Annotated in this window: 17 protein-coding genes and 2 tRNA genes; 8 read left to right on the top strand and 11 right to left on the bottom strand. The window is 69.6% G+C overall.

Annotated elements, in window-relative coordinates; genetic code table 11:
• Window positions 1-70 precede the first annotated feature (70 nt).
• The 5 genes from OG943_RS43550 to OG943_RS43530 all read left to right on the top strand — a co-directional run bounded on the left by OG943_RS43550 (window position 71) and on the right by OG943_RS43530 (window position 4345).
• Window positions 71-754, top strand: coding sequence for a sensor domain-containing protein (locus tag OG943_RS43550; RefSeq protein WP_328606703.1), 684 nt, complete (start codon window positions 71-73; stop codon window positions 752-754).
• Window positions 751-1887, top strand: a complete 1137-nt coding sequence (locus OG943_RS43545; RefSeq protein WP_328606702.1) for a sensor histidine kinase — start codon at window positions 751-753, stop codon at window positions 1885-1887. The genes OG943_RS43550 and OG943_RS43545 overlap by 4 nt, the downstream gene beginning before the upstream one ends.
• 54 nt (window positions 1888-1941) lie before the next feature.
• Window positions 1942-2583 (top strand): response regulator transcription factor, encoded by a 642-nt coding sequence (locus OG943_RS43540; protein ID WP_328606701.1) that lies wholly within the window; start codon window positions 1942-1944, stop codon window positions 2581-2583.
• Between the two features lie 100 nt (window positions 2584-2683).
• Complete coding sequence (locus OG943_RS43535) at window positions 2684-2911, top strand: hypothetical protein (protein ID WP_328606700.1); 228 nt, start codon at window positions 2684-2686, stop codon at window positions 2909-2911.
• Between the two features lie 93 nt (window positions 2912-3004).
• The gene (locus OG943_RS43530; protein ID WP_328606699.1) at window positions 3005-4345 is read left to right on the top strand and encodes an acyltransferase family protein; all 1341 of its coding nucleotides are present in this window, start codon (window positions 3005-3007) and stop codon (window positions 4343-4345) included.
• Window positions 4346-4419: 74 nt separating this feature from the next.
• Here the strand turns inward: OG943_RS43530 and OG943_RS43525 are convergent, their stop codons facing one another.
• The 9 genes from OG943_RS43525 to OG943_RS43485 all read right to left on the bottom strand — a co-directional run bounded on the left by OG943_RS43525 (window position 4420) and on the right by OG943_RS43485 (window position 13391).
• The gene (locus tag OG943_RS43525) at window positions 4420-5316 is read right to left on the bottom strand and encodes an amidohydrolase family protein (protein ID WP_328606698.1); all 897 of its coding nucleotides are present in this window, start codon (window positions 5314-5316) and stop codon (window positions 4420-4422) included.
• Window positions 5313-5795, bottom strand: a complete 483-nt coding sequence (smpB, locus tag OG943_RS43520; protein WP_220246577.1) for an SsrA-binding protein SmpB — start codon at window positions 5793-5795, stop codon at window positions 5313-5315. The genes OG943_RS43525 and smpB overlap by 4 nt, the downstream gene beginning before the upstream one ends.
• 51 nt (window positions 5796-5846) lie before the next feature.
• Window positions 5847-6740, bottom strand: coding sequence for a permease-like cell division protein FtsX (gene ftsX / locus OG943_RS43515; protein WP_315662018.1), 894 nt, complete (start codon window positions 6738-6740; stop codon window positions 5847-5849).
• A gap of 57 nt (window positions 6741-6797) precedes the next feature.
• Complete coding sequence (gene ftsE / locus OG943_RS43510; protein WP_328606697.1) at window positions 6798-7487, bottom strand: cell division ATP-binding protein FtsE; 690 nt, start codon at window positions 7485-7487, stop codon at window positions 6798-6800.
• Window positions 7488-7645: 158 nt separating this feature from the next.
• Window positions 7646-8749, bottom strand: a complete 1104-nt coding sequence (prfB, locus tag OG943_RS43505; RefSeq protein WP_328606696.1) for a peptide chain release factor 2 — start codon at window positions 8747-8749, stop codon at window positions 7646-7648.
• A 63-nt stretch (window positions 8750-8812) separates the two neighbouring features.
• On the bottom strand, window positions 8813-9313 hold the full coding sequence (locus OG943_RS43500; RefSeq protein ID WP_328606695.1) for a PadR family transcriptional regulator: 501 nt from the start codon (window positions 9311-9313) through the stop codon (window positions 8813-8815).
• A gap of 521 nt (window positions 9314-9834) precedes the next feature.
• Window positions 9835-9908, bottom strand: a tRNA-Met gene (locus tag OG943_RS43495).
• Between the two features lie 375 nt (window positions 9909-10283).
• Window positions 10284-10357, bottom strand: a tRNA-Met gene (locus OG943_RS43490).
• Window positions 10358-10424: 67 nt separating this feature from the next.
• Window positions 10425-13391, bottom strand: coding sequence for a UPF0182 family protein (locus tag OG943_RS43485; protein ID WP_328612331.1), 2967 nt, complete (start codon window positions 13389-13391; stop codon window positions 10425-10427).
• 165 nt (window positions 13392-13556) lie between these two features.
• On the opposite strand from OG943_RS43485, the gene OG943_RS43480 reads away from it, so the two are divergent.
• Complete coding sequence (locus tag OG943_RS43480) at window positions 13557-14117, top strand: PPA1309 family protein (protein WP_328606694.1); 561 nt, start codon at window positions 13557-13559, stop codon at window positions 14115-14117.
• Window positions 14118-14258: 141 nt separating this feature from the next.
• On the opposite strand, the gene OG943_RS43475 is transcribed toward OG943_RS43480, so the two are convergent.
• Window positions 14259-15278 carry a YlbL family protein gene (locus OG943_RS43475; protein WP_442874845.1) on the bottom strand — a complete coding sequence of 340 codons (1020 nt, stop codon included), beginning with the start codon at window positions 15276-15278 and terminating at the stop codon, window positions 14259-14261.
• A 192-nt stretch (window positions 15279-15470) separates the two neighbouring features.
• Between OG943_RS43475 and OG943_RS43470 the strand changes: the two genes are divergently transcribed.
• Window positions 15471-16934 carry a zinc-dependent metalloprotease gene (locus tag OG943_RS43470; protein ID WP_328606692.1) on the top strand — a complete coding sequence of 488 codons (1464 nt, stop codon included), beginning with the start codon at window positions 15471-15473 and terminating at the stop codon, window positions 16932-16934.
• 889 nt (window positions 16935-17823) lie between these two features.
• Here OG943_RS43470 and OG943_RS43465 read toward each other — a convergent pair.
• On the bottom strand, window positions 17824-18372 hold the full coding sequence (locus tag OG943_RS43465) for a M48 metallopeptidase family protein (RefSeq protein ID WP_328606691.1): 549 nt from the start codon (window positions 18370-18372) through the stop codon (window positions 17824-17826).
• A gap of 181 nt (window positions 18373-18553) precedes the next feature.
• Here OG943_RS43465 and OG943_RS43460 point away from each other — a divergent pair, with 181 nt between their 5' ends.
• On the top strand, window positions 18554-19597 hold the full coding sequence (locus OG943_RS43460; RefSeq protein ID WP_328606690.1) for a hypothetical protein: 1044 nt from the start codon (window positions 18554-18556) through the stop codon (window positions 19595-19597).
• The last annotated feature ends 24 nt before the right edge of the window (window positions 19598-19621 follow it).

Genomic DNA, 19621 nt, shown 5'->3' with positions numbered 1-19621 from the left:
GCCCCCTGTCCCCGCGAGGGCTCCCGAAGCGATGCTGTGCAGGTCAGCCGCACAGATGAGGAGCCCCGCCATGGTCACCGTTTCAACCGGGAGGCGCCGGAACCCGCCGTTGGGTGGGGGCCTGGCGTTCCTGCTGCTCAACCTGCCGCTGGGGATCGTGTCGTTCACGGTGATCGTCACGCTGTTCTCGGCGGGGGTCGGGACGGTCGTGGTCTGGCTGGGTGTTCCGCTGCTCGCCCTGCTCGTGCTGCTGGCGCGCGGCGCGGCGCGGCTCGAGCGGGCCCGCGTGTTCTCCCTGCTCGACACGTTCGTCGACGTGCCGTACCTGCCGCTGCCGGAGGGCGGGCGCGCCCGCTGGGTCACCCGGGTGAAGGACCGGGCCACCTGGCGCGACCTCGCGTACCTCTTCCTGCTGTTCCCGGTCGGCCTGATCGAGTTCGTGCTGGTCGTGACGTTCTGGACGACGAGCCTCGGCCTGATCGCGCTGCCCGTGTACTACCGATTCCTTCCCGACGGCGCCTACTTCTTCCCGAGCTACGATGTGCGCTGGATCATCGTCGACTCGACGGTGGCCGCGCTGCCGTGGGCGGCGCTGGGGGTGCTGTTCGCCGCGCTGTCCGTGGCGCTGACCAGGGGGCTGGCCAGGCTGCACGCCGGCTTCGCCGTGGCCATGCTGCGGCCGACCGTCGCCCAGCGCCACCGCATGGAGCGCTCCTGGAACGCGATCGACGGAATGAGCACGGTGACCGGATGACCACGGAGCAGCAGCTGCGGCCAGAGCATCCGCGGCCCAACCCGGCCCGCACGATCGTCTACATGCTCCTCAGCTTCGTGCTCCGGCTGGTGCAGTTCATCCTCATCGTCGTGGGCGCGGTGGTCGGCGTCGGCACGGTGGTGGTCTGGGTCGGCTTCCCGATCCTGCTCGCCACCACCGCGTTCGTCCGCTGGTCGGGCGACATGGAACGGCGCTGGGCCCGCAAGATGCTGCGCACGCCGCTGACGTCGGTGGAACGCCTGTCGCTCGAGGGCCAGTCCCTCACCCGCCGCTGGCTCACCCGCCTCACGGACCCGACGACCTGGCGTGACCTGGCGTACCTGATGATCGCGTTCCCGATGGCGGTCGCGGAGCTGCCGGTGGCCATCGCGTCCATCGTGCTGCTGCCGATGGCGATCTGGGTGACGCCGTGGCTCGGCTGGCTGCACGGCAACCTCGCGATGTCGCTGCTGGGCCCGAACCGCACGAAGAAGCTGGAAGAGAAGGCCGAGCACCTGCAGGCGTCACGGGCCCGCGGCGTGGACGCCGCCGAGGCCGAGCGCCGGCGGATCGAGCGCGACCTGCACGACGGCGCGCAGCAGCGGCTGGTCGCCGTCGCGATGAGCCTCGGCCGCGCGAAGTCGAAGTTCGACAACGACCCGGACGCCGTGCGCGACCTGATCAACGAGGCGCACTCGGACGCCAAGCTGGCCGTCTCGGAGCTGCGCGACCTGGCCCGCGGCATCTACCCCGCCGTGCTGGGCGACCGCGGCCTCGACGCGGCGCTCTCGGCGCAGGCGGCGAAGTCCCCGATCCCGGTGGACGTGAGCGTGGACGTGGAGCCACGCCCGCCGGCCGCGGTCGAGACCACGGCGTACTTCATCGTCGGCGAGACGCTCACCAACATCGCCAAGCACTCCGGCGCCAGCGAGGCGATCGTGAAGGTCTGGCGCAGCGACACGCACGTCATCGTCGAGATCACCGACAACGGCCACGGCGGCGCGGAGGTGCGCCCCGGCGGCGGCCTGGCCGGGCTGGCGGACCGCGCGGCGACGATCGACGGCGTCATCACGGTGGTGAGCCCCGTCGGCGGCCCGACGGTCATCCGCGCCGACCTGCCGTGCCAGTGGTGACCGGCTCGTGAGTGAATAGCCCCGGAGCTTTTCACTCACGAGCCTGGGGGCCTGATGCGGGTAGTGATCGCCGAAGACGCGGTGCTGTTGCGAGCCGGGGTCACGCGCCTGCTCGCCGACGAGGGCATCGAGACCGTCGCCGCCGTCGACAACGGTGACGAGCTGCTCGGCGCGATCACCGAGCACCGCCCCGACCTGGCGATCGTCGACGTGCGGATGCCGCCGACGTTCACCGACGAAGGCCTGCGCGCCGCGCTGTCCGCCCGGAAGGCCGTGCCCGGCCTGCCGGTGCTGGTGCTCTCGCAGTACGTCGAGGAGAGCTACGCGGTGGAGCTGCTCTCCGGCGGCGCCGGCGGGGTCGGCTACCTGCTGAAGGAGCGCGTCGCCGACGTCGCGGAGTTCCTCGACGCGGTGCGCCGCGTCGCCGGCGGCGGCACGGCGATCGACCCCGACGTGATCGCCCAGCTGATGGCCCGCGGCCGCCGCAACCCGCTCGACGCGCTGACCGCGCGCGAGTCCGAGGTGCTCGGCCTGATGGCCCAAGGCCTGTCGAACACCGCCATCGCGAACTCCCTCGTGGTGTCACATGGCGCCGTGGAAAAGCACATCGGCAACATCTTCGCCAAGCTCGGCCTGGAGGCCAGTTCGGAGGAGCACCGGCGCGTCCGGGCCGTGCTCACCTATCTCGGCCGCTGACCTTTCGTCGCTCTGGGTGAGAATTCCTCACCCGTTTCCACGGCAGCATCCGCCCACCGGCCTCGCCTACCATGGACCGATGCCGAGTGAGGAGCGCCCGATGACCGACCGCAGCGTCCGCTTCTTCGGCGGCCCGCTCGACGGCCGCGTCCAGGAGCTCACCGACGCCGAGCCCGCGCCCGGCACCGTCGTCCGGCACATCCACCTCCACGGCGGGCCGAAGATCGAGACGCTGTACGAGCTCGGCATGACCGAAAACGGCTGGGAGTACCGCGTGCGCACGTCGTCGCACAGCGAAGCCGAGCCGGAGCCGGACGGGCTGAGGTAGGGACAACCCCCGTATCGACCCCCAGCTGGCCGGAGCACGAAAACGGCGGTCAGCACCGCTGTTCCGGAAGTCCGTTCCCGCCAGGCTTTACGCATGACGACGAGCCAGCTGCCGGTCAGCACACCCGCCGCGAAAGGCGGCCGGGACAAGTTCCTCGACGTGGTCCGGGCGGGCGCGATCCTGGCCGTGATCACCCAGCACTGGGTGATGCCGGTGCTGTCCTACTCCGACGGTCAACTCGCGACCGGGAACGCGCTCGCGACGCCCGGCTGGTGGGCCGTGACCTGGCTTTCCCAGGTGATGCCGCTGGTCTTCTTCGCTGGTGGCGCCGCGAACCTGATCTCCCTGCGCCGCGCCCCGTCCGCACGTGCTTGGCTGGCCGGGCGCATCCGGCGGCTGCTCGTGCCGGTGCTGCCGCTGGTGGCCGTGTGGCTGGTGGTGCCGGATCTCTTGCAGGGCATGGGCATTCCCCCGCAACCCCTGCAGATCGCCGGCTCGATCGCCGCACAGCTGCTGTGGTTCCTGTCGGTCTACCTGCTCACCGTGCTGGTCACGCCGCTGATGGTCGCCGCGCACCGGCGCTGGGGCCTGAAGGTGCCGTTCGTGATGGCCGCCGCCGGAGTGCTCGTCGACGTCGCCCGCTTCAACGACCTGGGGATGATCGGCTACGTCAACGCCGTGTTCGTCTGGGTCGCCGTGCACCAGCTGGGCTTCCACTACGTCGAAGGCAAGCTGGGCGAGCTGAGCCGCCGCGCCGCGCTGGGCCTGTCCGCCGCCGGCTTCGGCGTCACCGCGCTGATGGTCGCGTTCGGCCCGTACCCGGCCAGCATGATCGGCATGCCGGGCGCGCCGGTGTCCAACATGAGCCCGCCGACCGTGCTGCTCGCGTTCCTCGCCGTCGGCCAGATCGGCCTGCTGCTGGCGTTCCGGCCGCAGCTCAACGCGCTGGCCGCGAAGCCGCGCTTCGGCGCCGCGCTGAGCTGGATCGGGGCGCGGTTCATGAGCGTGTACCTGTGGCACATGCCGGCGCTGATCGTCGTCTCCGGCATCACCGTCTACGGCCTGGGTTACGCGACGCCGGCGCCGGGCACGCTGTTGTGGCTCGTGATGGTGCCGATGTGGTACGGCGCCTGCGCCGCGGTGCTGGTGGGCCTGCTGCGCCTGTTCGCCCGCTTCGAGATGCAGCGGGAGAGCGTGCTCGTCACCGCCCGCACGCCGCAGCTGGTGCTGGCGGGCCTGCTCGCCTCGGGTGGCCTGCTGGGGCTGGCCGCCCACGGCTTCCAGCCGCTGAGCGCGGGCCTGGCCCACGGCCCGGTGCCGTGGGTCGTGCTCACCGCCGCCGGGTTCGTGCTGGCTGGCCGCCAGGTGCCGGTGACGCGTTTCCTCGGCCGGGCCGTCGCGGTCGCGGAGACCGCGCAGCTCAAGAAGGTCTAGGGGGCCTGGGGGTGAGCCTCCGGCCGGAGCGCGGTCCGTTCCAGGGCCCGCTCCGGTCGGAGGCTCTCTGGCGTCTAGGCCTTGAGCAGCCGAGCGGGAGTGTCGTGCAGTACCGCCCGCAGGAACGGCTCGCCCAGGCGGTCGTCGGCGGCCCAGCCGGCGATCGCCTGCAGCTGGGTGGCGTAGGAGTACGGGATGTTCGGGAAATCCGTGCCGAGCACCACCCGGTCGGCGACGCCCGCCAGCCGCGCCGTCCAGTCCGGCGGCAGCGGCGACATCTTCGCCACAAACGGCACCCCGACCATCGTGGTGTCGATGTGCACCCGTGGGTAGCGGTCCATCAGCTCGAACGCGGTGGTGAACTCGGGCATCGCGGCGTGGGCGAGCACGGCCGTCAGATCCGGGTGTTTCGCCAGCACCTCACCGAAGACCTGCAGCCCGGTGAAGTCACCGCGCAGCGGACCGTGTCCACAGTGGACGACCACCGGCACGCCCGCGTCGGCCAGCGCGCCCCAGACCGGGGTCAGCAGCTCGTCACGCGGGTCGTACCTGCCGATCTGCACGTGGGCCTTGAAGCAGCGCGCGCCCGCCCGCAGCGCCGCGTCCACAGAGGACGCGGCCGACGGCTCGGGGAAGAACGTGCCGGTGCGCACGGCCTCGGGCACCTGGTCCGCGAACTCACCGGCCCACGAGGTCAGCCACTCGGCCATGCCCGGCTTGTGCGGGTACACCAGCGGTGCGAACTGCTTGACGCCCAGCGACCGCAGCGTCTCCAGCCGCTCCTTCTCCTCGGTGCGGTAGAACACCGGCCACTCGGTGCCGTAGTGCTCGGGCGCGCGGTCGAAGTACGCCCACACCTTGTCCATCACGGACTTCGGCAGGAAGTGCACGTGCAGGTCGACCAGCCCGTCGAGGCCGAGGGACGCCGTCCATCGCGTGACGTCGGCGTCCGACGCCGGACCCGCCGTCACTCCGTGAACCGGCCCTTCAGCGCCCGGCCCATGGCCTTGCTGATGTCGCGCTCGGCGTCGCGCTTGGCCAGCGTCTGCCGCTTGTCGTAGGCCTTCTTGCCCTTGGCCAGCGCGATCTCGACCTTGACCTTGCCGTCCTTGAAGTACATCGACAGCGGCACCAGGGAGAGCCCGCTCTCCTTGGTCTTGCCGATCAGCTTCTCGATCTCACCGCGGTGCAGCAGCAGCTTGCGCGTGCGCCGCGGCGTGTGGTTGGTCCACGTGCCCTGCGTGTACTCCGGGATGTGCACGTTGCGCAGCCACACCTCGCCGTCGTCGACGGTCGCGAACGCGTCGGCGAGCGAGGCCTTGCCCTCCCGAAGGCTCTTCACCTCCGTGCCCTGGAGCACCAGTCCTGCTTCGTAGGTGTCCAGGATGGAGTAGTCGTGCCGAGCCTTGCGGTTCGACGCGATGACCTTCTGACCACGTTCCTTGGGCATGATGACAACTCTACGTGATTTCCGGGCCCCGAGCAGGTGGTTAACCAGCGGCTAGTGGCGGACGTACAGACGGAGCGTGACGTAGCCGGTGATCGCCGAGATGACCACCGAGACCGCGAGCAGTATCGGCGCGACCGGGAACAGCAGCTCCAGCGTGGTGATCTGCGGGAACACCTCGCCGGTGAACACGGTGTCGAGGAACGACACCTTGGTCAGGATGAGGAACACCGTCCCGAGCACCGCACCGACCACGCCGGCGACCACCGCCTCCAGCAGGAACGGCAGCTGCGTGTACCACCGTGTCGCGCCCACCAGCCGCATGATGCCGACCTCCGTGCGCCGGGTGAACGCGGAGACCTGGATGGTGTTCGCGATCAGCAGCAGCGCGGCGACGGCCATGATCAGCGCCATCACGAACGCGATGTTCCGCACGCCGTTGAAGACGTTGAACACGCGGTCGAGGAACTTCTTCTGGTCGTCGACCTTCCGCACGCCGGGCTGGCCGGTGTACTGCTTGATGATCGCGTCGGAGCGGTCCGGGTCCTTGAGCTTGACCTGCAGCGACGCCGGCAGCGCCTCCGGCCCGGTCAGCTCCAGCAGCTCCGGCTGGCTCGCGAAGATCTTCTTGAACCGGTCGTAGGCCTGGTCGCGGTTCTCGAACACCACCGACTCGACGCCGGGGTTGTTCTGCAGCGACTGGCGCAGCCCGCTGCAGAGCGCCTGCTGGCAGCTCTTGTCGTTGGCGCTGATGTCGTCGACCAGGCTGATGGAGATCTCGACCTCGGCGAGGAAGTTCGCCTTCATCTTGTCGATCGTGCGCACGGCGAGCAGGCCACCGCCGAGCATGGCGAGGGAGACCGCCGTGGTGAGGATCATCGCGATGGTCATCGTGACGTTCCGGCGCAAACCGGTGAGGACCTCGCTGAAGACGAAACTGGCACGCATCGCAGGTGTATGTCCCTTGTCGGTTTCGGGGCGTTCGGGGTGGGCGGACGGCTTCGGTCAGCGACCGATGCCGTACACCCCGCGGGCGTCGTCACGGATCACTTGGCCGAGCTGCAGCTCGACGACCCGGCGCCGCATCGAGTCCACGATGGAGTGATCGTGGGTGGCCATGAGCACGGTGGTCCCCGTGCGGTTGATGCGCTCCAGCAGCAGCATGATGTCCTGGCTGGTGTCGGGGTCCAGGTTCCCGGTGGGCTCGTCGGCGAGCAGCACCAGCGGGCGGTTCACGAACGCGCGCGCGATGGCCACGCGCTGCTGCTCACCGCCGGACAGCTCGTTGGGCAGCCGGTCGGCCTTGCCGTCGAGGCCGACGAGCTCCAGCACCTCGGGCACCACCTTCTTGATGGTGAGCCGCGGCTTGCCGATGACCTCGAGCGCGAACGCGACGTTCTCCGCCACGGTCTTGTTCGCGAGCAGCCGGAAGTCCTGGAACACGCAGCCGATCGTCTGGCGCAGGCGGGGCACCCGGCGCCGGGCCAGCTTCGCGACGTCGAAGTTCGACACCATCACCCGGCCCTTGCTCGGCACCTCTTCACGCAGCAGGAGCCGCAGGAACGTCGACTTCCCCGAACCCGACGGTCCGATGAGGAAAACGAACTCGCCCTTGTCTATCTCGACCGACACCCGTTCGAGGGCGGGACGGGTCGAGGTCTTGTAGACCTTGGAAACCTCTTCGAGCCGGATCACGGTTCGGCATACTACCCATGAGCCTCGTTAAGCCCTGGTTGCCCGTGCCCCGGAAAGCGGGCAAGGGACCCCCGCCGTCGCCAAGCGTGGTGAAACCGTCGCCGGGCGGTAGCGGAAGTCCCTCGTCGTTGCCCCGGAATGCCCGGCGGTGAAAAAGATCAGGAGACGCCGGCCTGCTTGCGCCAGCGGATGCCGGCCTCCAGGAAGCCGTCGATGTCGCCGTCGAGCACGCCCGAGGGGTTGCCGACCTCGAACTCGGTCCGCAGGTCCTTGACCATCTGGTACGGGTGCAGCACGTACGAGCGCATCTGGTTGCCCCAGCTGGAGCCGCCGTCCTTGAGCGCGTCCATCTCGGCGCGCTCTTCTTCCTTCTTGCGCAGCATCAGCCGGGCCTGGAGGACCTTCAGCGCGGCGGCCTTGTTCTGCAGCTGCGACTTCTCGTTCTGGCAGGAGACGACGATGCCGGTCGGCAGGTGCGTGATGCGCACCGCGGAGTCGGTCGTGTTCACGCTCTGTCCACCCGGGCCGGACGATCGGTACACGTCGACGCGGATGTCCTTCTCCGCGATGTCGACGTGGTCGACCTCTTCGACCTCGGGCAGCACCTCGACGTGCGCGAACGACGTCTGGCGGCGGCTCTGGTTGTCGAACGGCGAGATCCGGACCAGCCGGTGGGTGCCCTGCTCGACCGAGAGGGTGCCGTAGACGTAGGGGGCGCTCACCTTGAACGTGGCCGACTTGATCCCCGCCTCTTCGGCGTAGGAGATGTCGTAGACGTCGGTGGGGTAGCCGTGGCGCTCGGCCCAGCGCAGGTACATCCGGAGCAGCATCTCGGCCCAGTCGGCCGCGTCGACGCCGCCGGCCTCCGAGCGGATGGTGACGACGGCGTTGCGGGCGTCGTACTCGCCCGACAGCAGCGTGCGGACCTCGAGCCCGTCGACGTCCTTGGTGAGGCCGACGAGGTCGCTCTCGGCCTCGGCCATGCTGGCGGTGTCGCCCTCGGCCTCGGACAGCTCGTAGAGCACGGCCAGGTCGTCGAGGCGCTGGCGGAGGTCGGAGACGCGCCGCAGCTCGCTCTGGCGGTGCGACAGCTGGCTGGTGACCTTCTGCGCCTCCTCCGGGTTGTCCCAGAGGGTCGGGCTGGAGGCCTGCTGTTCGAGCTCGGCGACCTGCGCGCGCAGCGCGTCGAGGTCCATCACCGACTCGATCTGCGTCAGCTTGCCGGTCAGGTCCTTCAGCGCCGCATCGAACTCATCACTCACGTTTACCAAGGTTACGGCAAAACCCACGACCGGTTGCGCACCGGTCGTGGGCCGCGTGGGGCCTCAGGCCTGAGGGATGGCGTCGAGCAGCTTCAGGGCGGCCTTGGCCTGCGCCTGGGCGAACTCGGCGACGGCCTTGGCGTAGGGGCCGTCGGCCGCCTTCGTCGCGACCTTCGCGTCGTCGAGCTGCTGCTGGTAGCTCGTGCGGGCGGTCTCGAGCAGGGCGGCGCGCTGCTTGATGGTCAGCGAGCCGGCGTGCACGAGCCGCAGGATGAGCGGGCTGCGCAGGTGGTCGGGACCGGCCTCGGACGCGAGCCACGTCTTGAAGGCCTTCTTGCCCGCCGCGGTGAGCACGTACTGCTGGCTCGACCGGGGGCCCTGCTTGCCGAGGCGGACGAGGCCCTCCTTGGACAGGGCCGGAAGCTCGCGGTAGACCTGGCTGCGGGTGACACTGAAGAAGGCGCCGAAGCGCTCGTCGGCTCCCGCGACCAGCTGCCCGCCCGTGGCGGGACCGTCGTGGAGCAGACCAAGCAGAGCGGCGGCAGTTGCATTCAATTCGGACACACCCCTACGTTCCCACTTATCGGGCGCTGTGTCCACAGTGGTCTGCGGATCTGTCCATTGTGGCTAGTGTTATCCCCTCGTTCGGCCCAATCCGGAAGCAGGTCCACTGTGGACCCGACCACGCTCCGCAACCGACACCCGCCGAGGACAGCACTCCCCACCAACCACAACCACCACACGGGCGCATTCCACCCCCCACTCCGACCTGCAAGGGAATCCGCACGCGCACCCTCCCGCCCACAAGAACCCCACCCACTCGCCACCCAGGAATCCACACCACCCCCGCCCCCCAACAACGAAAATCCACACCCCACCCACCCCCACCAACGATTCCACTTCACCACCGGGGGGATCAAAGGACCGAAGGTCCCCCCACACCTCACCACCCCACGCAACCACAGCAATGGGGGATCCAAGGGGGCGAAGCCCCTCTTGGCGGGGGTTCGGGGGTTCGACCCCCGTAGAAATGCGAAAGAGGCCCTCACTTGCGTTTACCGCAAGCAAGGGCCTCCCAACCTCTGTAGCGGGGACAGGATTTGAACCTGCGACCTCTGGGTTATGAGCCCAGCGAGCTACCGAGCTGCTCCACCCCGCGTCGTTGTGTTAATAGATTACACCGAGGCCCAACCCCCTTTCAGGCACCCCCCGTTAACACCCCAGCAACCCACTGACCTGCACCAATCCACCCCCACCCCACCACCAACCCCCACAACCCCACAGCACCCTCCGGTCCCCCCACCACCAAATCGCCCGACAGCACACCCGCCTGTTCGGCCGCGACAGTCGCAGATGGACGCAGAACCGCCAAGCCCCCCGACCCAGCGCACCTCACCACCCAGCTCAACCACGGCAATTGGGGGATCCAAGGGGGCGAAGCCCTCCTTGGCGGGGGTTCGGGGGTTCGACCCCCGAAGAAATACGAAAGAGGCCCGCCTTCGCGCTTTCCGCGAAGACGGGCCTCCAACCTCTGTAGCGGGGACAGGATTTGAACCTGCGACCTCTGGGTTATGAGCCCAGCGAGCTACCGAGCTGCTCCACCCCGCGTCGTAGGACCTACCTTACGCCCGGGGGGTTTCCGGGCGCAAAGCAGGTGCCTCTTACGTAAGCGACGTCACCCGCCGGGCTGGTTCGCGCCGGCGCTGGACGGCGGAGCGCTGGTCGGCTTGGCCGCCGTGTACTCCTTGGTCGCCGTGTCGAGTGCGGCGAGGGCCGCGCCCTGGTCGGTGAAGTTGCCGGACTGCTGGGCGGCCTTGAGCTTGGCCAGTGCCGACTGGATGTCGGCCACGGCCTTGTCGAGTGCCGGGTTGCTGCCGCCGGAGTTCGGCGGTGGCGTGGTCGGTGACGTCGGTGTCGTGGGTGTGGTCGGCGGGTTCGGATCGCCCGCCGGCGGGGTTGTCGCGGACGCACCGGTGCCGGTGCCGAACACCTGGTCCAGTGCCTCGTTGAGGGTCGAGGCGAAGCCGATCTTCGCGCCGTAGGACACCAGCACACGGGCCAGCTGTGGATAGCTCAGCTGGTTGCGCTGCCGGATGTACACCGGTTCGACGTACAGGAACCCGTCCGCCACCGGCAACGTGATCAGGTTGCCGTAGATCGGGATGACGTTGGGGTTGTTGAGCAGCGTTCTGTCCTGGGCGACCCGTGGATCGCTCTGGAATCTGTTCTGCACCTGCACGGGCCCGTCGACCTGGTTGGCGCCGCTGGCCGGCGGTAGCCGGAGGACTCTGATCGTCCCGTAGTCGCCGGGATCGGAGGAGACCGACATCCAGGACGCGAGGTACTGCCGTTGCAGGCCGGTGAGCGCGCTGGTCAGCTGGAACGTCGGTTTTCCTTCCCCTGCCGCGTCGGCGAGGACGTAATAGCCGGGTTGGTTGGCGACGTTGGCCGCGGCCGTGGTCGAACTGCCGTCCTCGGTCGGGTCCTGCGGCACGCTCCAGAAGGCCTGTTGCGCGTAGAACTCCTGCGGGCTATTCACGTGGTAGCGCGCCAGCAGCTCACGCTGGATCTTGAACAGGTCCTCCGGGTACCGGAAGTGCGAGCGCAGCTCGGGTGAGATGGCGGAGCTGGGTTTCACCAGCCCCGGGAACACCTTCTCCCACGCTTTCAGCACCGGGTCCTTGTCATCGGCGGAATACAGCGTCACGGTGCCGTCGAAGGCGTCGACGGTCGCTTTCACCGAGTTGCGGATGTAGTTGATGGAGTTGTTGGCCTGCTTCGTGACGCCGTTCAGCGAGTCGTTGGTGGCCTCGCCGAGCTGGGTCTGCTGGGCGTACGGGTAGTTGTTCAGCGTGGTGTAGCCGTCGACGATCCACTGGATCCGGCCGCCGACCACCGCGGGGTACGGGTCGCCGTCGAGCGTCAGCCACGGCGCGACCTTGCCGACGCGCTCACGCGGGTCGCGGTTGTACATGATCTTCGAGTTCGCGCCGATGGCGTCGGAGAACAGGATGTTCCGCTCGCCGTACTCGGCCGAGAAGACCAGCCGGTTGAACCAGTTGTCCAGCGAGACGCCGCCCGTGCCCTGGTAGATGTAGCCGCGCTGGGCGTCGGTGTCGTACTCGCCCGGCGCCGTGCCCGGCGTGCCGCCGACGATGGCGTAGTCGTTGGTCAGCTCGCCGTAGTAGATGCGCGGCTGCGTGACCTGGATGCCCGGCTGGCCGCCGTTGGCGCCGGCGCCGGTCGGGTTCGTCGTGTCGCTCGTGGTGGCGATCGGGTAGCCGCCGTCGGAGTTCGAGTCCTTGACCGCGCGGTCGATCGTGTTGGCCGGCGCGGCGACGAAACCGTTGCCGTGGGTGTAGACGAGGTGCTTGTTGATCCAGCTCGTCTGGTTGCCGGTGAGGCCGTCGGTCTTGATCTCCTTGGCCGCCACGATGTAGTCCTGCGTGGTGCCGCCGACGTTGTAGCGGTCGATGTCGAGCTTCGCCGGGAAGCCGTAGAAGTTCTCCCGGCCGACGCGCTGGGTGAAGGTGTCGCTGAGGATGTTCGGGTCCAGCAGCCGGATGTTGGACACCGTGCCGGTGTCCGACTTCACCGCGTCGGTGCTCGCCTCGGTCTTGCCCGCGTAGTCCTCGTACTTCACGTTGTTCAGCCCGAACGACTGCCGCGTCGCGTCCATGTTGCGCTGGATCGACGCGGCCTCCTTGTCGTTCGCGTTCGGCTTCACCGAGAACTGGTCAAGGATCGCGGGCCACGCGACGCCGACGAGCACGTTCGACAGGATCAGCAGCACGAGCGCGATCGCCGGCAGCTGCAGGTTGCGCAGGAACGCGCCGGCGAAGAACGCGACGGCGCAGATCACCGAGATGCACAGCAGGATCAGCTTCGCCGGCAGCACCGCGTTCAGGTCGGTGTAGGTGGCGCCGTTGAACAACGGCATGTCTCGATCGGACAACAGCAGGTTGTACCGGTCGAAGAAGTAGTCGACGGCCTTCAGCAGCACGAAGAGGCCGACGGTGATGGCGAGCTGCGCGCGCGTCGGGCCGGCGAGCTGGCCGCCGCGGCCGGCGAGGCGGATGCCGCCGAAGATGTAGTGCGCGATCAGCGCGCCGAAGAACGAGACGACGATCGTGATGAACAGCCAGCCGAGCAGCCAGTTCACGAACGGCATGTCGAAGGCGTAGAAGCCGATGTCGTGGCCGAACTCCGGGTCCGTCTGGCCGAACGGCGTCCCGTTGAGGAACAGCTGGATCAGCTGCCAGTCGCCCATCGCGGACGCGCCGGCGATGAGCCCGGTGATCAGCGGGATGCCGATGCCGAACAGCCGGATGCGGCTGACGATCAGCGAGCGGTAGCGCGACAGCGGGTCGTCGGCGCCCGAGACCGGCACGAACACCGGCCGCGTGCGATAGGCGATGGTGAGGCTGATCGCCAGCGCGCCGCCGACCAGCAGCCCGACCGCCACGAAGAGGACTATCCGGGTCAGCAGCTCCGTGGTGAACACCGACCGCGCGCCCACCTCACCGAACCACAGCCAGTCGACGTAGGTGTCGAGCAGCCTGACGCCCAGCAACAGCGCCAGCACGATCACCGCGGCGATGATGAGGAGGATCCGGCTGCGGCGGGACAGCTTCAGGCTCACGGGGGGCCGAGTCGCCACGGCAACGCTCCTGTCTTCGTGAACACGTTCTCGGGGACAGCGATGTCCCCTGACGCTCTAACTCTACGGATGGGGTCCCTGGTTCCCTGGACCGCCCAAACCGGGCGTCCGACGGCGGCGCGCGGACCGGCCTGGGACGATGTCGCCATGTCACCGAGTGAGCCGCCTGCCGCCAACCCTGTCGCCGGCCTGGCCCGGGAAGTCGAAGAATTCGTCGCCTCCGGCGGCTGGGAGCAGCCGCCGCAGTTGTTCGCGCTGGTGCCGACCGCGGCGCTGCTCGACGAGCAGCCGGAGCTGGCCGGCCAGCTCGACCGGTCGAGCCCGCTGACGCCTGTCGCGCAGGAGGCGCTGCCCGACGGCGACCTCGCCGAGTCGCTCGGCCGGATCGCCTGGCCGGAGATCGTCGTGGGCTGCGCGCTGGCGCAGGAGATCATCGTCCTGCCGCCCGACGTCGAGGCCGAGTTGCCGGGCTTGGCGGACGCCGACGCCGACCGCCTGCGCCGAGCCGCGGCCGACCACCCGCGACGCACCGAAGCCCGGCTCGTCGCGGCCGTCCTGCGTGAAGGCGACGCCGCGTGCGTCATGCGCCTGCGCGGCGCGCTCCCCGACGCCCCGGAAGGCGACGACGAGGCCGTGGACGAGATCGTCGAAAGCCCGGACCTCGCCCCGAACCTGCTCGAAGCGCTCAAAACCACGCTGATGCCCTGATCGCGCCCGCCACGCCGGCCGCGGGTGCCGCGGCCGGCGTTGGCCCGAGTGCTGTTGTCTTCGTGGTGCGCGCGGCGTCCGGTGCGGAGGCCTTCACACGAAGGCGTTCCGTTCCGGACGGGCGTCAGCACTCGGTTTCCTTCAGCAGTGTGTGGTCGGCCGGCCGGCCTTGAGGTTCTCCAGCTGGGTCAGCGCGTCGTCCAGAGTGGACACCTTGATCAGGTTGAGCCCGTCCGGCTTGGCGGAGACGGCCTCGGCGCAGTTGTGCTCCGGCACCAGGAAGTCGGTGGCCCCGGCCTCGCGCGCGCCAACGACCTTGAACGAGATGCCGCCGATCGGCCCGACCACGCCCGTCTCGCTGATCTCGCCGGTGCCGGCGATGTGCCTGCCCCCCGCGAGGTCGGCCTCCGCCTTCCCCGGCGGGGTGAGGCGGTCGATGATCGCGAGGGTGAACATCAGGCCCGCCGACGGGCCGCCGACGTCCTGCAGCGAGATGCCGACGTTGAACGGCGCGACGGCGCGGTCCGAGGCGGTCAGGCCCATGAAGCCCTGCGTGCGGTCGGAGCGCTGCGCGAGCGTGATCGGCACGGTCCGGATGGGCTGGCCGTCGGCCTGGAAGGAGATCGCCACGGACTGGCCGGGCTTGGTGGTGGTCAGCGCCGCGGCGACGTCCGCGGCTTCCTTGACCTGCTTGCCGTTGACGGTGACCAGCTTGTCGCCGGGGGCGAGCACGTGGTCGGCGGGGCTGCCGGAGACGATCGTCTTGGCGACGACGTCCACCGGGTAACCGAGGTGGCGCAGGGCGGCGACCTGGGCGTTGCTCTGCGAATCCTGCAACTGCTGGATGTTCTCCTGCTTGACCTGTTCGTTGGTCTCGCCGGGCTTGTAGTACTCCTCGCGCGGCGCGAGCGCGTAGCGGCCGCTGGCCCAGAGGCCGAGCGCGGTGAAGAGGTTGATGCCGTCGTTCAGCGAGACCGTGGTCATCCGCAGCTCGCCGGTCGTCGGGTAGGCCTGCTTCCCGTTGACCTGGATCACGGCGTTGCCGGCGGCGTCGCGACCGAGCGTGTCGTAGGTCGGCCCCGGGCTGATCGCGACGTACGGCACCTGGACCAGGAAACCGACAACGACGAACACCAGGAACAACGCGCCGCTGACCAGCAGGGTCCAGCCGCGGCGGGTCATCCGCCACTCGGTGCGGGCCCGCTCCCGCGGTGGCTCGCTCCGGCTGCTCTCGGTCGCGGTCTCCTCGTCGGGTTTGGTCACGTGCGACAGCGTACGGTGACCGTGTTCGCTTCACGGTTAAGGCCACGGTTGACGCGCTGAGAAGGGTCTGACCCGCGTACGGTGGACCCCATGAGCAAACCCCCGTTCGGTTTCGGACCGCCCGATCCCGACAAGCGAGGCGACAACGACCCCTCGGAGCAGCCGAACGGCCCCGAGGCCTTCAACCAGCTCGGACAGATGCTGAGCCAGCTGGGCCAGATGCTCAGCCAGGCGGGCACTTCGAGCGGGCCGGTCAACTACGACCTGGCGAAGCAGATCGCGCTGCAGAACCTGAGCGGCAGCGACGACGGCAAGATCGGATTCTCGTCGTCCGGCGCTTCCGGGGACTCCTCCACTGCTGTGCGCGACGCCGCGCATCTGGCGGAGCTGTGGCTCGACGCGGCGACGATCCTGCCCGCGGGCGCGACCACCACCGTTGCTTGGTCCGCGCGCGCGTGGGTGGAGAAGACGCTGCCCACGTGGCAGCGGCTCTGCGACCCGGTCGCGCAGCAGGTGTCCGGCGCGTGGATGCAGGCGCTGCCCGAGGAGGCCAAGCAGGCCGCCGGGCCGCTGTTGTCCATGATGGGCCAGATGGGCGGGATGGCCTTCGGCTCCCAGCTGGGCAACGCGCTGGCGCAGCTCGCGCAGGAGGTGCTGACGTCCACGGAGGTCGGCCTGCCGCTGGGCCCCGCCGCGACGTCCGCGCTGCTGCCGGCCAACATCGAGAAGTTCACCGAGGGCCTGGAGCTGCCGAGCAGCGAGGTGCTCGTGTTCCTCGCCGCGCGTGAGGCCGCGCACCAGCGCCTGTTCGCGCACGTGCCGTGGCTGCGTCAGCGGCTGCTGGCCACTGTGGAGGAATTCGCCCGCGGGATCACCGTCGACACCTCCGCGCTCGAGTCGCTGGCCGGCCAGATCGACCCGGCCAACCCGGCGAGCATCGAGGAGGCCATGTCCTCGGGCCTGCTGGAGCCGCAGACCACGCCCGAGCAGCAGACCGCGCTGAAGCGCCTGGAGACGATGCTGGCCCTCGTCGAGGGCTGGGTGGACGTCGTGGTCGCCGAGGCGATCGGCGACCGTCTGCCGGGCGCCGAAGCCCTCCGCGAAACGCTCCGCCGCCGCCGTGCGACGGGCGGCCCGGCCGAGCAGACCTTCGCCACCCTCGTGGGCCTGGAGCTGCGCCCCCGCCGCATGCGCGCGGCGTCTTCCCTGTGGAAGCTCGTGGGCGACCGCCACGGCATCGACAAGCGCGACGGCCTCTGGTCCCACCCGGACCTCATGCCGACCGCCGAGGACCTCGACGAGCCCCTGGACTTCGCCGACCGCCTCGCCGACCCGACCACCCTCCCGGACGATCTGGATCCGATCGCGGAGCTGGAGCGCACGGAACGCAAGGAACAGGAAGCCCGCGACCGCGCGAACCCGTCGGCCTCGTCGCCGAAGGACGCGCCTTCTTCGGATGCCGCTTCCTCGGATTCGGACGCGTCGGGCAAGGACCGGCCTTCCGACTCTGGCTCTGGCTCCGGTAAGGACGAGGGCACCAACCCCTCGAACTGACCAGCTGACCACCCCCGATCCGCCGCCTCGCTGCACAGCCAGGCGGCGGATCGGCCGGTTCCGGTCCAATCAGGACAATCAAGCCGGGTCTGACAAGGTAGGTCTGATCGGTCCCCGGGCCGGGACCAAGTCAGTCCCGATCTGGGATCTGGGCAAGCCCCGATCCAGGCCAGTCCCGATCTGGGATCTGGGCAAGCCCCGATCTAGGCAGGTCGTAACCCAAGCCGGGCCGGGACCAAGCCAGGTCGCGCCCAGGCCAGGTCGCACCCAAGCCAGCTCAGCGCCGACTGAGGCCAGGCCGACCCCATCTGGGGCAGCTCGGCCCAAGCCGAAGTCAGATCAGCCGAGGCCAAGATCAGCCTTGGCCAGATCCTGGTCAGTTCAGGCTGAGCCGAGCCGGCGCCGACACCCGTCCGCCTCGCGCTCGCACCCACTGCGCGCCCTGGCCGCCGCGCCCTCGTAACCGCCGCGCCCTCAGCCACCGCGCCCTCGTAACTACCGCGCCCTCGTAACTACCGCGCCCTCGTAACTACCGCGCCCTCAGCCGCCGCGCTCTCGTAACTACCGCGCGCCCTCAGCCACCACGATCTCGTAGCTACCGCGCCCTCAGCCACCGCGCTCTCCTAACCTTCGCGCGTTCCAGCCACCCCGCACTGTCGGCCGCCGCACTCTCCTAGCCGCGCACGCCTTTCGAGCACCGCGGGCCCCACGCACTGTCGGCCGTGCTCTCCCGGCCGCACACCCTGTGGCCACCGCACTCTCCCGGCCCGCCGCACCACACGCGCCGCGTCCACCAGTCACGTCAGCCACCAGGCCCCTCACCGCCCAGCACGCTCCGCGTACACGAAGCACAACAGCGGCAAGGGAACCCGGCAGCACCTGACCCAGCTCAATCGTCCGTAGCGATCCCCCAGCCTGCCGCCGCGGACAGCCCTTCCAGGTAGCCCATGGCCCGCTCGGTCTTCGGGTAGCGGTTGACCAGCGCCCAGAACGCCGCGTCGTGACCGGGCTCGCGGAGGTGGGCCAGCTCGTGGACCAGGACGTAGTCCAGGACCCACGGCGGGACCCGCCGGAGCCGGTCGCTCACGCGGATCGTGGCGTCGACCGGTGTGCAGGACGCCCAGCGCGTGCGCATGGGCGGCACCCAGCGCACGCTCGCAGGCAGCGCCTTGCCGTCGAGATACCTCGACGCCAGCACGGCGCACCGTGCCAGCAGCGCTTCGTCCGACGCCTTCGGCGGCGCCGCCTTCCTGGGCTCGGAGCGCTGGAGCTTGCGCTCCATCTCCGCGACCCAGTGTTTCTCCTCCGCGCGTGTCATCCGTGCCGGGATGAGCACCACCAGGGTGTCGTCGTTCCAGTACGCGGTGACCGTGCGGTGCCGGCGCTGGCTGCGCCGCACCTCGACCTTGTGTTCAGGAGTGTCCGATGGGGGGATCATTGCCCCCCGGCCCCGCAACGAGGGCATCCGTGCTTCGACCACTCGACAACGGTAAGGCCAGCCACCGACAACTCCGAGAGCCGAAAGGTCACAGCCCTGAGTTGTCCACAACTGGGCATGCCTGTGGATAACTGGCTTTTCCGAGCCGGTTCGCCGCGGCGCGGGTGTCAAGCTGGCCGACATGATCCTGTCGACCGTCCCGCCGCCGGACGTCCTGCTCCCGGCGTATCCGACGCTGCTTCCCGGGCTTCACCTGCTCGAACGTGGCGACGACGAGATCCAGATCGGCCTCGACCCGCGCCACGGCGTGGTGGTGGCCGGCCTGGCGCCGAACGTCGTCGACCGCGTCCGCGGGCTCGACGGCAAACGCGGCCTCGAGACGATCCTGCTCGCCGAGAGCGAACACCGTGACCAACTCCGGCTGCTGCTGAAGCAGCTGACGGCGCTGGGCCTCGTCACGGAGGCCCCCGGCCACGCCGCACGGCGCGTCGAGACCGGCCTGTGGTCGCTGCGCGCCCGCCATCACCAGACCGCCCTGACCGAGCGCCGGCGGCACAGCATCGTCACCATCCGGGGCGAAGGACGGCTGGCCGTCGCGGTCGCCCTCCTGCTCGCGAACGCCGGCGTCGGGCACATCGACCTGCGGATGAAGGGCACGGTGGCCGAGTCCGACCTCGGCTCCGGGCTCACCGCCGCAGAGCTCGGCCTGCCCCGCCGCCGGGCGCTCGCCGACGTCCTCGCGCGCGTGGCTCCGGACGTCGTCACGACCCGCAACCACAGCGGGCGCGCGCCCGATCTCGTCCTGCTGACCGACGCCGTCGTCCCGCCTCCGGAGGAGGTCGCGGAGCTCATGGAGGGCGGCGTCACCCACCTGGTCGCCCGGGTCCGCGACGGCACGGGCATCGTCGGCCCGCTGGTCGTGCCCGGCCGAAGTGCCTGCCTGCACTGCGGTGACCTGCACCGGACCGATCTCGACCCGTCGTGGCCACGCGTCGCGAGCCAGCTCGTCGGGTACGTCCAGCGTCCCGATCTGGGGGCCGTCCAGTCCTGCGCCGCGCTGGCCGTCGCGCAGGCGATGCGGGTGCTGTCGCCGAGCATCGAACCGCCGCCGACGTGGAACACCACGCTGGAGCTCGACGCCTTCGAGGGCCGCCTGCGCCACCGCTACTGGGAGCCACATCCGGACTGCACCTGTGGCGCTCCATGCGTACTGCAGGAGACGTAGCCCACAGACACAACGTCAACAGGC

This window comes from Amycolatopsis sp. NBC_00345, from assembly GCF_036116635.1.
Classification (GTDB): domain Bacteria; phylum Actinomycetota; class Actinomycetes; order Mycobacteriales; family Pseudonocardiaceae; genus Amycolatopsis.
Note: the sequence above shows the minus strand (reverse complement) of the source record. Positions and strands in the feature narration are given on the sequence as shown.

Coding starts and splice junctions, on each gene's coding strand:
- OG943_RS43550 (WP_328606703.1), top strand. CDS start 71: ATGGTCACCGTTTCAACCGGGAGGCGCCGGAACCCGCCGTTGGGTGGG.
- OG943_RS43545 (WP_328606702.1), top strand. CDS start 751: ATGACCACGGAGCAGCAGCTGCGGCCAGAGCATCCGCGGCCCAACCCG.
- OG943_RS43540 (WP_328606701.1), top strand. CDS start 1,942: ATGCGGGTAGTGATCGCCGAAGACGCGGTGCTGTTGCGAGCCGGGGTC.
- OG943_RS43535 (WP_328606700.1), top strand. CDS start 2,684: ATGACCGACCGCAGCGTCCGCTTCTTCGGCGGCCCGCTCGACGGCCGC.
- OG943_RS43530 (WP_328606699.1), top strand. CDS start 3,005: ATGACGACGAGCCAGCTGCCGGTCAGCACACCCGCCGCGAAAGGCGGC.
- smpB (WP_220246577.1), bottom strand. CDS start 5,795: ATGCCCAAGGAACGTGGTCAGAAGGTCATCGCGTCGAACCGCAAGGCT.
- ftsX (WP_315662018.1), bottom strand. CDS start 6,740: ATGCGTGCCAGTTTCGTCTTCAGCGAGGTCCTCACCGGTTTGCGCCGG.
- OG943_RS43480 (WP_328606694.1), top strand. CDS start 13,557: ATGTCACCGAGTGAGCCGCCTGCCGCCAACCCTGTCGCCGGCCTGGCC.
- OG943_RS43470 (WP_328606692.1), top strand. CDS start 15,471: ATGAGCAAACCCCCGTTCGGTTTCGGACCGCCCGATCCCGACAAGCGA.
- OG943_RS43465 (WP_328606691.1), bottom strand. CDS start 18,372: ATGATCCCCCCATCGGACACTCCTGAACACAAGGTCGAGGTGCGGCGC.
- OG943_RS43460 (WP_328606690.1), top strand. CDS start 18,554: ATGATCCTGTCGACCGTCCCGCCGCCGGACGTCCTGCTCCCGGCGTAT.